At 62.7% G+C, this 14,036-nt stretch carries 16 protein-coding genes; 7 read left to right on the top strand and 9 right to left on the bottom strand.

Annotated elements, in window-relative coordinates; all coding sequences use genetic code 11:
- Positions 1–204: 204 nt before the first annotated feature.
- Together EN984_RS04975 and EN984_RS04980 are read right to left on the bottom strand one after the other, a co-directional pair.
- The gene (locus EN984_RS04975) at positions 205–1,995 is read right to left on the bottom strand and encodes a 7TM diverse intracellular signaling domain-containing protein (protein WP_164748985.1); all 1,791 of its coding nucleotides are present in this window, start codon (positions 1,993–1,995) and stop codon (positions 205–207) included.
- A gap of 14 nt (positions 1,996–2,009) precedes the next feature.
- Positions 2,010–2,747: a response regulator transcription factor gene (locus tag EN984_RS04980; protein ID WP_127272777.1), complete on the bottom strand. Its 738-nt coding sequence runs from the start codon at positions 2,745–2,747 to the stop codon at positions 2,010–2,012.
- Between the two features lie 507 nt (positions 2,748–3,254).
- On the opposite strand from EN984_RS04980, the gene EN984_RS04985 reads away from it, so the two are divergent.
- Positions 3,255–3,458 (top strand): hypothetical protein, encoded by a 204-nt coding sequence (locus EN984_RS04985; RefSeq protein ID WP_127271958.1) that lies wholly within the window; start codon positions 3,255–3,257, stop codon positions 3,456–3,458.
- 150 nt (positions 3,459–3,608) lie between these two features.
- On the opposite strand, the gene EN984_RS04990 is transcribed toward EN984_RS04985, so the two are convergent.
- Positions 3,609–3,977 carry a helix-turn-helix domain-containing protein gene (locus EN984_RS04990; RefSeq protein WP_164748987.1) on the bottom strand — a complete coding sequence of 123 codons (369 nt, stop codon included), beginning with the start codon at positions 3,975–3,977 and terminating at the stop codon, positions 3,609–3,611.
- 89 nt (positions 3,978–4,066) lie between these two features.
- On the opposite strand from EN984_RS04990, the gene EN984_RS04995 reads away from it, so the two are divergent.
- The gene (locus EN984_RS04995) at positions 4,067–4,672 is read left to right on the top strand and encodes an NADPH-dependent FMN reductase (protein ID WP_127271924.1); all 606 of its coding nucleotides are present in this window, start codon (positions 4,067–4,069) and stop codon (positions 4,670–4,672) included.
- Between the two features lie 60 nt (positions 4,673–4,732).
- Here EN984_RS04995 and EN984_RS05000 read toward each other — a convergent pair whose 3' ends face one another.
- Positions 4,733–5,542, bottom strand: a complete 810-nt coding sequence (locus EN984_RS05000; RefSeq protein ID WP_127383652.1) for an MBL fold metallo-hydrolase — start codon at positions 5,540–5,542, stop codon at positions 4,733–4,735.
- 283 nt (positions 5,543–5,825) lie between these two features.
- Between EN984_RS05000 and EN984_RS05010 the strand changes: the two genes are divergently transcribed.
- The gene (locus EN984_RS05010) at positions 5,826–6,752 is read left to right on the top strand and encodes a DMT family transporter (protein WP_127271654.1); all 927 of its coding nucleotides are present in this window, start codon (positions 5,826–5,828) and stop codon (positions 6,750–6,752) included.
- Between the two features lie 10 nt (positions 6,753–6,762).
- On the opposite strand, the gene EN984_RS05015 is transcribed toward EN984_RS05010, so the two are convergent.
- Positions 6,763–7,671, bottom strand: coding sequence for an alpha/beta hydrolase (locus EN984_RS05015; protein WP_127272166.1), 909 nt, complete (start codon positions 7,669–7,671; stop codon positions 6,763–6,765).
- Between the two features lie 39 nt (positions 7,672–7,710).
- On the opposite strand from EN984_RS05015, the gene EN984_RS05020 reads away from it, so the two are divergent.
- A complete protein-coding gene (locus EN984_RS05020) occupies positions 7,711–8,385 on the top strand; it encodes a CGNR zinc finger domain-containing protein (protein ID WP_245480028.1) in 675 nt (224 codons plus the stop codon).
- Positions 8,386–8,439: 54 nt separating this feature from the next.
- Here the strand turns inward: EN984_RS05020 and EN984_RS05025 are convergent, their stop codons facing one another.
- Positions 8,440–9,948, bottom strand: a complete 1,509-nt coding sequence (locus EN984_RS05025; protein WP_127272172.1) for a winged helix-turn-helix domain-containing tetratricopeptide repeat protein — start codon at positions 9,946–9,948, stop codon at positions 8,440–8,442.
- A gap of 230 nt (positions 9,949–10,178) precedes the next feature.
- Here EN984_RS05025 and EN984_RS05030 point away from each other — a divergent pair, with 230 nt between their 5' ends.
- On the top strand, positions 10,179–10,433 hold the full coding sequence (locus EN984_RS05030; protein WP_127270483.1) for a DUF1127 domain-containing protein: 255 nt from the start codon (positions 10,179–10,181) through the stop codon (positions 10,431–10,433).
- Positions 10,434–10,515: 82 nt separating this feature from the next.
- On the opposite strand, the gene EN984_RS05035 is transcribed toward EN984_RS05030, so the two are convergent.
- Positions 10,516–10,869: a winged helix-turn-helix transcriptional regulator gene (locus tag EN984_RS05035; protein WP_127270482.1), complete on the bottom strand. Its 354-nt coding sequence runs from the start codon at positions 10,867–10,869 to the stop codon at positions 10,516–10,518.
- Positions 10,870–10,998: 129 nt separating this feature from the next.
- On the opposite strand from EN984_RS05035, the gene EN984_RS05040 reads away from it, so the two are divergent.
- Both EN984_RS05040 and EN984_RS37575 read left to right on the top strand, forming a co-directional pair.
- Positions 10,999–11,883, top strand: a complete 885-nt coding sequence (locus EN984_RS05040) for an NAD(P)-binding domain-containing protein (protein WP_127270480.1) — start codon at positions 10,999–11,001, stop codon at positions 11,881–11,883.
- A 1-nt stretch (position 11,884) separates the two neighbouring features.
- On the top strand, positions 11,885–12,277 hold the full coding sequence (locus EN984_RS37575; protein ID WP_164748986.1) for a nuclear transport factor 2 family protein: 393 nt from the start codon (positions 11,885–11,887) through the stop codon (positions 12,275–12,277).
- Between the two features lie 27 nt (positions 12,278–12,304).
- On the opposite strand, the gene EN984_RS05050 is transcribed toward EN984_RS37575, so the two are convergent.
- Entirely contained in the window at positions 12,305–13,615 is a 1,311-nt protein-coding gene (locus tag EN984_RS05050; protein WP_127272177.1) for a hemolysin family protein, read from the bottom strand.
- A gap of 75 nt (positions 13,616–13,690) precedes the next feature.
- Positions 13,691–14,036: LysR substrate-binding domain-containing protein (locus EN984_RS05055; protein ID WP_245480029.1), on the bottom strand; the 346-nt coding region annotated here is incomplete at its 5' end.

Below are 14,036 nucleotides of genomic sequence, written 5' to 3' on the forward strand. Positions count from 1 at the left end.
CTCCAGGCCAGGCTGGCCAGGAGGCAGCCCGCGAGGGCGGTCGAACGCAGCAGGCCGCGCTTCGAGACGATGGCAATTCCTGTCAAGGCCAGGCTCCCCAGATCAGCACCGACGCAGTCGTGCATGTTCCCGGGGGCATAGCACCCGAGACCAAGGGCGGGTATCGTTGAAACTAGCTATGCCCGCCGCGCCGGGATACGCCGCTCAGGCCGCGGGCACTTGCAGGGCCAGCACGGTTTCGCCGTGCCGCGACCGCGTGTCGAGCGTGCCGCCCAGCCGCCCGGCCCGCGCCCGCATCGAGCGCAGGCCGGTGCCCGGGACGGGCGCCTCCGAGACGGTATCGAAGCCGACGCCGTTGTCCTGGATGGCCAGGCTCAGCGTCTCGCCGCGCCGGTGCAGGTCGATGACGACGCGGCTTGCCTGGCTGTGCTTGAGCACGTTGGTCAGGCCTTCCTGCAGGATGCGGACGAGATCGAGGCTTCGCGCCGCCGGCAGGTGGCAGTCCTCCAGCCCGGTCAGGTTCCACACGCAATCGATGTCGCGGCTTTCGCATGCCAGCGTTTGGCGGCGGCGCAGCGGCGCGATCCACTCGGCCAGCGACTGGCCGCCCGTCGGGTCGTCGGCAGCGGTGTCGATGATCACCCGCAACTCGTCGCGCAGTTCCTTCAGCACGGACAGGAAGCGATCGGCCGGCAGGTTCTGCGGCGCATGCTCCAGCATGGCGATCGAATTGACCAGGGTGCCGCCCATGCCGTCGTGCAGATTGTGGGAAAGGGATACGCGTTCGGCCAGCCTGGTGTTGGCCAGAATGACCTCATGCTGCTGATGCAGCGTGAGGGCGAGTTCCTCCCTGGCGGTTTCGATCTTGGCCGTGAGTTCATCGTTGAACCCTTCGATGCGGCGCATGTTGGCGACGAAGTTCCAGGCCAGCACCAGCGCCATGCCGACCATCTGCAAGTGGGATGTCAGCGTGACGTAGTAGACATTGCCAAGAAGGATGCCGAAATAGGTCATCAGGTCATGCAGGATGGCCACGATGGTGAGCGCGTTGACGATATGAAGGACGATGTGGTCCAGGCGAGCGCTTCGCCAGGTCAGGCCGATCGCCAGGAAACAGGCGCCGATGTAAAGCAGCGACCAGGACAAGGCCAGGAGGTTGAGCATCGGGGCGAGTTGGGAATGCGGCGTGGCAAACAGGGCGGCGGCGCCGATCGCCAGCGCGGCCCACAGCACGGCTTCCCCCCGGGGAAAGCGGCGCTCGGCGAAGCGGATGACAAACAGCACGAAGGCGGCGGCCATGACCATGAAGGAGAGCATGATAAAACGCTGCCATGTGTCGGTCGTCCCGAACGGCCAGGGGCTCGTGACCACGAAATTGAGCGAATAGCAACACCACGCAATCGTCATCAGGGCGAACCAGCCATAGGCCTTCAGGCTTCGGCGCAGCAGCCAGACGACGAAGAAGAAGGTGCCAAGCGCCGCGGTGACGCCGAGATAGAAGACCGGCAGCTCGCGGCGAATCCAGAATTGCTGGACAAAATGGGCACGCGTCGCCGAAGGCGGGCCGATCAGCACCGGACCAAGACCCGGCTGGTATGGCGCCAGGCCCGAGACCCTGATCAGCAGCGTGTTGGTGCCGGCATGCAGGACCGGGGCTGAGAGCTGCCAGTAGCGGGGCACGTTCCATGAGCGCGTCAACGGCTCGACGAGGAATTCGTCGCGTCCGAGTTCCGCGCCGTTGACGGAGATCGATCCGGCCAGTGTCCAGTAGTTCAGCGCGAGGCCCAGCGGTTCGGTTGCGTCGGCCCTGTCGAAGGTGAGGCGGTACCAGACCACGCCGTCGAAACCGGGCCAGCGCGTCGTCCAGTCGTCGGGCAAGGTCACGCTGGTCCAGCCGGTGGCCGGCGGCGTGGCGGCGTCCCAGCCGGATCGCACGGCCTCGATCGTCTTGAACGGCACGGCCCCGCCGGCGGCAAAGGCGATGCCGCCCGGCACGAGGAGCAGGAATATCAGGGCAAGAAGCCTTGCGACCGCGCCTCGAAGATCGCTTCCGTCCGGGATTTGACCGACAGCTTCTTGTAGATGTTGCGAATGTGGCATTCGACCGTGAACCTGGAGAGGGAAAGGACTCCCGAAATCTCTCGATTGGTAAGCCCCTTGGCAACGAGGTTCAGGATCTCGACCTCGCGCGGCGTCAGGAGAGGCGGCGCTGCAAGCGCGGGCTTGCCGCGCCCCGGCCTGTCGGTGGAAGGACGGGCGCGCCCGGACGGTGCCGGCGCCGACACCAGTTCCAGGATGCGCCGGGCGATGAAGGGATCGATCGGCGCGCCGCCGCGGATGGTGCTGCGGATCGAAAGCGACAGCTCGACGTCGTCGCGCTCCTTCAAGAGATAGCCGGTCGCCCCGGCGCGCAGGGCTTCGAGGATGGTGTTTTCGTTGCTCCAGGCCGAGATGACGAGGATCGGCAGCGCCGCGTCGTGCTCGTGCAGGGAGCCGATGAGGTCGATGCCGTTGCCGTCGGGCAGGCCGACATCGACCAGCGTCATGGCAAAGGGCTGGTCGACGAGCAGGGTCTTGGCCTGCGCGATCGACCCGGCGAAAAACAGCTCCTCCTGAGCATAGCCAAGGCCCCTCAGGATCGAGCGCAACCGCACCTGCATCATCGGCTCGTCCTCGACGACAAGCAGCGGGCTCGGCAGCAGTGCTTCCGATGGCAGGTCGATGACGGGATGTTCCTTGTACGACATGAACCTCGACGCGAATGGCGGCTTTCACCGATAGCAGCCGGGGCAGAAAACACCCAGGCGATCGTAACCAGTCTGCCATGGATCGCTTGCCGCCGACATAGCTGGGATCAGGTAGACAGGGCTACGAACTCGGGGTTAACGGGTGGGTTGGTCCGGAGCCCTCGCCGGCGCGTTGGCTGACGGAGCATCAGACGAAAAACCCGCCTGTGCGGCGGGTCTCTGGCGCAAATCAGCACCATGGACGGAAATGTACCTTAGCTGAGGGCACCGAGTCAAGAAAAAATTCCTATCGTGAAAAGCCACCGGCATAAAAGCCACGGCACAACAGCCGCCGGCAGCGCCGAACTGGCTGTCGTCAGGTCTTTTGTAAAACTGGGTTCGGAGCCCTGATCAGGTAGAGCGAGCCGGGCATGGGTCCGTTTGTAACAGGGGCCGTGTGGGAAACCCGCTTCGCGGCATCCAATGGTTGCCTTCGCGCCCGATGCTGCGGACGTTGGAGGAGAGACAATGCGTCAACATCTGCTGAACGGTTGGCTCGTGGCAGCCCTGGTCGCGACGACCTGCCTGCTCGGCGTGACCGCTTATGCGGAGGTGAAGGAAGACATCTCGCGCAGTGCCTGCACGCATGGGGAACAGGCTCCCGGCAAGCAGGGCGCACGGTGTGATAGCTGTGGCGCCGCGCGATGCGATGTCCGCGCATCAGGAGCCTGAGCGGCAGCCGTCAGGGGACGGCATGAGCGGCAATCCGCCAGCCAAAACGGCGCGTGCATTCGGGCAACGATCCGCGCAGCCGAGATAGAATTTCCGATCGGGCAAGCCGGATGTTGCGTGCGCGTCTGAATCCCTTGCAGCGCAAGGATTTCAGACGCGGGCGTCGTCGAATTTTTCGCGCGCCGCCTTGACGCGCATGGTGTTCGCACGCGCCCATTCGCTCAGTGCGCTGACGGGGATCAGCAGCTCGTGGCCGAGCTCGGTCAGCTCATAATCGACGCGCGGTGGAATGGTTGGAAACACGGTGCGGGTGACGAAGCCGTCACGCTCCAGCCCGCGCAAGGTGGTGGTCAGCATTTTCTGCGAGATGCCGCCGACGGCAGCGCGCAATTCGTTGAAACGCAGCGGTCCGTCGCCCAGCTTGCCGACGACCAGAACGGTCCATTTGTCGCCGACGCGCTGCAGGATTTCCGAGATGGCGCGGCAGTCTTCGGAGCGATGTGGGTGCCTCGGTAACAAAAAAGTGCCTTCTTGTGCATCGCGTTTCCAGTATCTCATATAGCGCAGGTATCCAAATGATACCAGTACTTCGTGCAAGGAGAGCCCTTATGTCCAAACCCAAAATTGCCATCGTCGTCGGATCGACGCGCGCCGCTCGTTTCGCCGATGTGCCAACCCAGTGGATCGCCAAGATCGCCAAGTCGCATGCCGACATCGATGTCGAGGTCGTCGATCTGCGCGACTTCCCGCTGCCGTTCTTCGACGAGGTCGCATCCTCCGCCTGGGCGCCGTCGCAGAACGAAGTGGCACAGCGCTGGCAGAAGAAGGTCGCCGAATTCGACGGCTTCATCTTCACCGCCGCCGAATACAATCATGGCCCGACGGCCGTGCTGAAGAACGCCATCGACTACGCCGCCAATGAATGGAACAAGAAGTCGGCCGGCTTCGTCGGTTATGGCAGCGTCGGCGGCTCGCGTGCCGTCGAACAGCTTAGACTGTATGCCGTCGAATTGCAGATGGCGCCGGTCAAGTCGGCCGTCCATATCGCCTGGGGCGATTTCCTCGCCGTCCGCCAGGGCGAGAAGAAGCTGGAAGACCTCGAGCATCTGAACCAGGCCGCCACCGCGCTGGTCAACGATGTTGCGTGGTGGGCCAAGGTGCTCAAGGCAGCGCGTCAGGCCGACGCCGTTGCCGAGGAAGTCAAGGCGGCCTGACCGCCAATTCGAGTTATCCTCCCAAGGATCCGGGGCGGCGCTTGCGTCGCCCTTTTTCAATTATAGCGGCTCGAATTGAAAGCTGGCGCCGGATCGGACGACGCGGCCGATGCCGGGCGAATCCAGATGCGCGCCGGCAACGAAACAATGTTCGTCGGCTGCAAGCGCCAGCAACCGCAACCGGCTTTCGCACGCCTGGTCCTGATCGGCGTCGAATTCCCACGTCACCTCAGGTCGATCGAACTGAAGCGATGGGACGTGAACGGTGTCGCCCCAAATCAGAACGCGTTCGCCGCCGCTCGAAACGCGAAAGCAGCTATGTCCCGCTTCATGGCCACGAGCGTCGACAATGTCGACATGTGTCCCGATACGGTCTCCGGCTTCGAAGGGTTCCGCCATGCCGTGAAATCGTTCGAGCCGCGCTTCGGCGCGAAAAAAGCCGAGTTCTTCCCCGGGAACGAGCAAGCGCGCCAGGCGCGGGAAAGCGTCGCGGCCGTCGGCAAGCACAAGACCATGGATGTGGTCGAGATGCGTGTGGGTGAAGCAGATGGTACGGACTCGTCCGGCATCGATGCCGGCTTCGTCCAGCGCCTCGGGAAGTCGGCCCATGGTGGGATGCCAGGCGTTCGAGGCGCCGGTATCGATCAAGATGATCCCATTTCCATCGTCAATCGCGAAGGCATTGACGGAAAGCCTGAGTTGACCAGCAATCAACGCGACTTGTTGCGGCAATTCATCGCCAAATGGCTTGTCGCCGCGTTGCCGAAGCCGTCCGATCGGCATGTCGACATAGCCATCGCGCAAGGAGGTGATGCGCAAGTCACCAAGATCGTAGGTCTGATAAAGGTCGCCTGAGGCTATGCGGCGCATTTTTTCGATCCTCTGTAAACAATCGACAACATGCGACGGGCCAGCCGCGTCGGCAACCCGCCCCGTCAATTCGATCTATGCCATGTGTGCGTGCGTCGCCTGCCGTGACCGGATGATGCAGTCGGCGAGGCGGTCCGCCTCGTCCAACTCGTCGGTATGATGCTGATATCCGGATGTCGCGATAGCCGCGAACACGACGCCAATCGGGGTTGGACTGCTACATCGACGGGACTGCCATCTGGTCGCGCCCTTTGCCCTGATATATCCGGCTGCATTCCGTTACATGAGTGAAACCGTGAAGACATCCAGCCTGACCGGCGCCGTTTCCCCGATGATCCCGGTGCTCGTATGCGCGCTTGCGATCTTCCTGCTGTCCGGGATGGATGCGGCGATGAAGATCCTGGTCATCGCGGTCGGCGTCTACAACACTTTGCTGTGGCGCAGCATGGTCGCGACCGTGGTCGCGGGCGCGGCCTGGCTGGCGGGACCGCGCCTAAAGCCAACCGTTCCGGTGCTGAGGCTGCATGCGTTGCGTGCCGCGGTTGTCGGCGTCGTCCTGATATCCTTCTTCTGGGGCTTGGCCAGGCTGCCGCTTGCGGAGGCGATCGGGCTCAGCTTCGTGGCGCCTTTGTTTGCCCTGTTTCTCGCCGCGTTGCTGCTCGGCGAACGGATCCGGCGAGAGGCTGTCTGGGCATCGCTGGCCGGCATCGCCGGCGTCGCGATTATCATGGCCGGCCAGTTCGGGCAGGCAGACTATTCGCAAGATGCCATGCTCGGCACGGCGGCGGTGCTCGTGTCGACGGTGTTCTACGGCTACAATCTGATCCTAGCCCGGCAACAGGCGCAGTTGGCCAAGCCGATCGAGATCATGCTGTTCCAGAACCTTTGCGTTGCCATCCTGCTCGGCCTCGCAGCACCCTGGCTCGCCGTCGCCCTGCCGAGCAATCTTTGGCTTCCTTTGGCCGGGGTGACGGTGCTGTCGCTCGCCGGGCAATTCCTGATGAGCTGGTCCTACGCCCGCGCCGAAGCGCAATATCTGATCCCGACGGAATACTCGGCCTTCATCTGGGCGGTCGCGCTCGGCTGGTTCTTCTTCGGCGAGGAGGCGACCTGGACCACCTTGGCCGGAGCATGCCTGATCGTCGCCGGCTGCCTGATCGCCGCGCGGGCCAATCCAAGGCTTGCCGAGCCCATCGAAATGGCGGTTTGAGCGTCGACGTTCAGCGCCCTGCAGGTTCGCGAAAGACCCCAGTCTCCACCTCGTGGATGAAGTGAGCGATGAGAGCCGCGCATTGGCGATGATGCGTTTCGAGAAGCATGTGTCCGCTCTCAAAGACATGGATTTCGACTGCGTCGAGGTCGCGGCTGTAGGCCATGATCTCGTCCAGCGCGAAGAAGGCGTCGTGCCGTCCCCACAGCACGAGGCATGCTGGCTGGTGGTCGCGGAGATAGGCCTGGATGGCCGGGAAGCGGGCGATGTGCGAGCCATAATCGGTGAAGAGTTCGAACTGAATGTCGGTGTTGCCGGGCCTCGCCAGGCGCTCCGTATCGAGATACCAACCCTCGGGCGGAAACAACACCTTCAGACGCTCGGGGAGACCGCCGATATATTGGTTTCGGGTCCCCTCGAAATTCATCCAGTCCGGCAGTTTGGCGCGGTTTTCTTCAGTCGGTTCGGCGAAGAATGCCTTCGGCGCGTCCCATTCCGGTCCCAGCCCCTCGTCATGAGCATTGCTGTCCTGCGCGATCAGGCCGAGGATGCGATCCGGCTGCCGTGTGGCGAGATGGTAGCCGACAGGCGTGCCGAAGTCAGTGATGTAGAGGAAGAATCGCTGGATGCCGAGGGCCTCGACGAAGGCTTCGATCGTGTTGGCCAGGTTCTCGAACGTGTAGTCATAGGCATCGATGGAAGGGGCGGACGAAAAGCCGAAACCGGGCAGGTCCGGCGCCACCACATAGGCTGTGTCCGCCAGCGGTTCGATGACATTGCGATAGACGTGCGACGAAGTCGGATATCCGTGCAGCAGCAGGATTGCCGGTCTGCCCGGGTCGCCGGCGTGTCGGTAGAAGATGTCGAGGCCGTCGACATTGATGGTCTCGTGGCGGGTCTTGTAACGATTGCTGCACATCCTCTCTCTCCCAGTGGTCCGCGCCGACCTGGCGGTGCTATGGGTTTGACACCACATATCCCTGTGATAGTGGTTACATCATGTAACCGTATAATGCGGTTGATGAGGTTATGTTCCATGGGCGATGCATACACCGAATGGGTGCCGGATCACTTCATCGGCGGGCATCCCGCTTTGGACCTGTCGAATGCCGTGTTCGACCGGCGGGCGCCGGCAGCAGACAATGAACTCTTCAAATCCGTCCAGGATGTTGCGAACTGGTTCAGCGCCTCAGGGCTTGCCGACGATCGCCAGGCGCAGGCCGTTGCCGAGATAGCGGATGGGCGGTTCGTGGAAGGGGTCCGCGAAATGCGGGAGGCGTCATTTCAGGTTTTCGAGCCAATCGCCGCGGGTAAACCGTCTGCGGCCGAACCGCTTGGCGTGTTGTTCTCGCGCACGGCAAGCTCGCTTGCCGCCGGCTCTATCGAACTGGATGGCACCAGACCGAAGCTTGCCCTTGCCCGGTGGCGGGACCCGGACGCCGTCACCGCCTTGCTGGCCATGCTGTCCATCGACGCGTTCTTCACCCTGCCGCGCGACAGGCTGCATTCCTGCCCTCGCTGTGGCTGGCTTTTCCTCGATACGTCGCGAGGCGGCAAGCGGCGCTGGTGCAGCATGCGCACCTGCGGCAACCGCGAGAAGGTGTCGCGCCACCGAGATCATACCGACGTCTAGACCCGGGTTAGCGCACCACGTCGCCTCTGCTGCGGGCAGCCGGATGCCGGCGCGTCACTCCGGAAGACCGGCCTTGCGAAAACCATCGACGAAATGCTCGAGCGTAGCGGCGTCGCGGAATGGCTCGGTCGTCGCCCAGTGATGGGTTGTGAAATGCGGGTTGCCGACGAGGAACAGTTCAGCCTCAGCGCGCGCCTCGTCGAGCCGGCCGAGTTGCGCCAGGCTGGCGGCCAGGAAACGGCGTGAGCTTGTGCGATAGGTCTCGTCACGGCGCAACGTCTCGATAGCGGCTTGGTAGTCGCGCGCCGCATATTGCGCCTGGCCGAGCGTCAGATAGTACCAGCTCGCTGGAAACGGGTTCAGCCGGAACGCCTTGCCGATGTGCTCGAGGCCCTCTTCGACCCGGCCGGCCAGGACGGCGATGTCGGACAATGCCGCCCAGGTGTCGGCCTCGTTCGGGTCGAGCTCGATCGCCTTGGCGAATTCCGCATCCGCTTCAGTGAAGCTGCGCTCATAGGCAAGCAGGTAGGCCAGGATCCAGCGACAGCCGGCATCGTTGGGATCGATCGCCACGGCCTTGCGCGCCAGCTCCAAGGCAACGCTGCGGGCAGCTTCGGTTGGTCCGCCCCAATGCACCCGTCCCATCCAGTGGTTCATGGCAAGCCAGCGATAGGGCTCGGCGTAATCAGGATCGAGCGACACCGCGCGCGTCAGCATCAGATGCGCTTCCTGCGCCATCTGCGGCGAGTCGTCGATCAGCTTGCGCGCCCGCACGCAGAGATCGTAAGCCTCGAGATTGCTGGGTCGGTTGCGCGGCGGCGGCGCGCGCAGACGGCCAAGCAACGCCTCCACAATCTTGGCCGTAACCTCGTCCTGAACGGCAAAGATATCGTCCAGGCCGCGATCGAAGCGTTCCGCCCACAGATGGTCGCCGCTCACCGCGTCGACCAGCTGTGCGTTGATGCGCACGCGCCCCGCGGCGCGTCTTGCGCTGCCTTCCAGCAGGTAGCGCACGCCAAGATCCCCGGCGATCTCGCGCACGTCCATCGCTTTTCCCTTATAGGCAAAGGTCGAATTGCGGGCGATGACGAACAGGCCGGAGATCCTGGACAGGTCGGTGATGAGGTCTTCGGTCAACCCGTCCACGAAGGAATCCTGCTCGGGATCGTTGCTGAAATTGACGAAGGGCAGCACGGCTATCGATGGTTTGTCGGGCAGCGGCAAGGATTTTCGCTTGGCCTCGCCGAGCTGTTCGACGGCCCCTGTGAAACGGTAGCCGACGCGCGGAACGGTGGATATCCATTCGCCGTTCTCGCCGACAGGACCAAGCAGCTTGCGCAACTGCGCGATCTGGACGGTGAGGTTGCCTTCCTCGACGGCCGTGCCCGGCCATGCAGCGTCCATCAACTCGGCCTTCCCCAATATTTCACCGGGCCGCCCGACGAGTGCTGCAAGCAGGCTCAGCCCGCGATAGCCAACGGCAACGGGGACGTCGTTCCGAAGCAGCGTTCCCGCACCCGGATCAAGCACGAACGGACCAAAGGCAAAACGCGATCCCTGCATAGGCGCATCTATAGAGCAATTCCAGGAAAAGTGTGAAGCGGTTTTCTGTTCGGAATTGCGTCAAAACAAAGGGTTAGAGTAGTTTGCCGGTTCCGTGAGCCGGTGAACTGCTCTAGCTCGTTTGGAAGTTTTGAGAACTATTTGGGAGGGCTTAATTACGGCGCCGTCCGTATCGCGCAGAATTCAACCTCATCGAGAGCCCCAGGCCCTCAAACCATATGGAGGTTGCCATGACCAATACACTTGCATCAGCCCAGCGTTGTGCAGCGCGAGCGGGAACGCCCGTGCGGCCGGCATCGCGCCGGCTCCTGAAGACCCTGCGAAGCATCATAGCGAGTTGGCACGATCGGACCTGGCGCGAACGGATACGCTTTCGCTGGCAACTCAGGCAGATGTCGAAGGACAATCCGCATCTGATCGACGATATCGGCCTGACGATACAGCAGGTCGAGGGAGAGATCGCCAAGCCCTTCTGGGAACGATAGAGCGAATGCCGCAATTGCGTCGGGCGTCAGCGCACCGCCTCGCGATGGGCGCCCAAACCGAGGTCGCTTTGGGCGACATGCATCAGAGCGCATCCATATGTACGCCATTGGTAATCTGAGTGCAGCCGGGCAGGCCGAATTGCTCGGCCCACAGACATAGTGAACCTGCTGCTGCGTTGAGCGCCGCGCCGCGTTCTGTCAGCGAATAGACTACCTTCGCTGGAACCACGGAAAAGACCTTGCGGTCGACAAGGCCGTCCGCCTCCAGTTCTCGCAATTGTTGAGCCAGCATCTTTTCACTGATGCCAGAGAGCGCCTGTTTCAATCGACCAAATCTGCGCGACGCCGTTCCGAGCTCGCAAAGGATATCTACTTTCCACTTTCCTTCGACCATCCTGACGGCCGCTGCAAAGCCATTGTCCGCGGAATTGTTCATCGCGCGTTCCTTACCTTCTGGTGACCACTTACGCCCGGGTGCGTATCGCGCGCCGCTCGTTTTGACATACCTCTCAAGACGATCACAGCAAAACGCGGTCTGACGCCGCCAATTGATATGGAGTGTGGAATGAAGCTTTCAATCACGGTTGTTGGAACGGGCCGTATGGGCTCGGCGCTCGCCGGCAGCCTGCTTCAGTCGGGATATCCGACGACTGTCTGGAACAGAACCAGACAGAAGACCGATCCACTCGCCAGGCTGGGCGCAATCGTCGCGTCCTCCGTGGAGGAAGCCGTGAACGCAGGCGAGATCATCATTGTGAATGTCAGCGACTATGAGGCGACAAAAGCGCTTCTCCACAGTGACGCCATCGCCTCAGCCATTCGCGGCAAGCTGATCGTGGAGTTGACTTCCGGGACGCCAAATGGCGCACGGGAAGCCGCTGATTGGTATAGGGAGCACGGCGCAAGCTACCTTGATGGCGCGATCATGGCGACGCCGGATTATATCGGCACGGACGCCGGAACCATCCTGCTTGCCGGGCCAAGGGCGGCTTTCGACACGAACCGCGATGTGTTTCGCGCTTTGGGTGGCAATGTTCAGCATGTTGGCGAAGAACCAGGGCGTGCGAACGGGCTCGATAGCGCACTACTGGCTATCATGTGGGGCGCTCTGTTCGGGGCGCTCCATGCGATCGCCGTGTCGCAGGCCGAAGAGATCGAACTCGGTGAACTGGCGCGTCAGTGGTCCGCGACGGCGCCGGTCATTGACGGCTTGGTGACCGACCTCATCAAGCGGACGAGCGCTGGCCGATTTGCCAGCGATAACGAAACGCTCTCGTCGATCTCGGCGCACCACGGCGCAATGCAGCATCTATTGGAGTTGATGCAGTTCCGCGAAATCGACCGTTCAATAGTCGATGGTTATGATGCGATATTCAAACGGGCCATAGCGGCGGGCCACCTGCACGATGATTTCGCCGCGCTCTCGCAATTTCTGGCGACAGGGAAGTAGCATGCCTTTGACGCATCTCATCGATAAGTATTGTGCATCGTGGTCCACCGAAAACGCCGAGAAGCGGCGGGCGTCGCTGTTATCGATCTTGAGCGATGGCGCGACGTATACCGATCCAACCGTTCACGCCGTTGGTGCCGAAGAACTTCTAGCCCACATTGCAGGAATTCAGAGCAAGCATCCTGGTGCCTGCATTCTGCGGACCAGCAACGTGGACGTTCATCACGGCGTCGCGCGCTTCGCGTGGAAGTTTGTGACGCCTGACGGTTCGTCTTTACCCGAGGGCCTGGACATCGCTTTTCTGGATGAGGAGCAGAAACGGATAACGCGTATCATTGGCTTCTTCGGTTTGTTGAAACCAGCTCGATCTCTGGCAGAGGGCGGCGTCAGCTAACCGGTCAAGAGCTGACATTCGAACATGTCAGCGCACCGCCTCGCGTTGGGCGCCGGGCAGGCGGGTGGCGATCAGCTTGTCGATGCGGCGGCCGTCGAGATCGACCACCTCGAAGCGCCAGCCCTGCGCGTCGACGCATTCGCCAGTCGCCGGCAGATGATGCATGTGCGACAGCACATAACCGGCGACGGTTTCGTAATCGCGGTTTTCCGGCAGGTCGATGCCGAGAATGTCGGCCATCTCGTCGGCCTGCATGTAGCCGGCGAGCAGCCACGAGCCGTCCTCGCGCTTGACCGCGTTTTCCTCATCGCCGGCGTCGGTGTCGGCGCGGAACACGCCGGTGATGGCTTCCAGAATGTCGGCCGGGGTGACGATGCCTTCGAAATGGCCGTATTCGTCATGCACCAGCGCCATCGGCACGTCGGATTCCTTCAGCTTCTGCAGCACATCCAGCGCGTCGGCCTGGTCGTAGACGATGGGGGCTGCGCGCACATGCCTGCGCGGGTCGAGCACGCGGCCGGCAAGCAGTGCGGCCAGCACGTCACGCGTCTGGACGACGCCGACCATGACGTCGACGCCGCCGTCGCCTGCCGGCAGGCGCGAATGCTGGGTTTCCATGAGCAGCTTGCGGATGGCCGCCTCGTCGGATTGCAGATTGATCCAGTCGACTTCGGTGCGCGGCGTCATCACCGCGCGCACGGCGCGGTCGCCAAGCCGCATGACGCCTGCGATCATGCGCCGCTCGTCGGATTCGATGGTGCCGTGATGCTCGGCCTCGGCGACCAGCATCTTGATCTCCTCATCGGTGACCTTCTCCTCGCTTTCGCCGCGCTGGCCGAGCAGCCACAGGATGGTGCGGCCGGAGAAATCGAGCAGGAAGACCAGCGGCGCCGAAACGGTGGCGAGGATGGTCATTGCCGGAGCGACCCTGGCGGCGACCCGCTCTGGGTCGCGCAAGGCGATCTGCTTGGGCACCAGTTCGCCGACGATCAGCGAGAAATAGGTGATGATGGCGACGACGATGCCGACGCCGAGCGGATCGGCGACGGTCTCGCGGATGCCGGTCGAGGCCAGGAACTGCGCCAGCCGTTCGCCGAGCGTGGCGCCGGAAAAGGCGCCGGAGAGGACGCCGACCAGGGTGATGCCGATCTGCACCGAGGACAGGAACTTGCCGGGATTGGAACCCAACTCGAGCGCGCGGCCGGCGCCATTGATGCCTCGGTCGATCATCGCTTTCAGGCGGGCCGGTCGCGACGAGACGATGGCAAGTTCGGACATCGACAGAAGGCCGTTCACACAGATGAGGACGACCACGATAGCGATTTCTACGTATAACATGAGCGGTCAATAGCATTGCGGCGCGGTCTTCGAAAATAGTCCGACGTGATTTTTGAGAAATGACCGGCATTTCGGTCACGCGGCATCCCAGGGCGGCGCCGAAAAATGTTCGACGAGGGCGTCGACGACAACCCGTACCTTTGGCGTGAGCGCGCGCGTTACCGGCCAGACGGCATGCACGACGATGTTCTCGACCAGGCAGTCCGACAGCACCATTTCGAGATCGCAGCTTTTGAGGCTGTCGGCGGCCAGCCATGTCGGCAGGAAGGCGATGCCGCAGCCGGCGAGCGCTGCATCCAGCATCGGTTCGCCATGGCCGAGAACGAGTCGCGCCTTGGGCATGAAGGTTGCGAGATGGCCGTCGGAATGCCTGATCACCCAGGGCCGGACGATGCCCTCGCGACCGTAGCCAATGACGCTG

This window comes from Mesorhizobium sp. M7A.F.Ca.CA.004.12.1.1 (assembly GCF_003997835.1).
Lineage (GTDB): Bacteria > Pseudomonadota > Alphaproteobacteria > Rhizobiales > Rhizobiaceae > Mesorhizobium.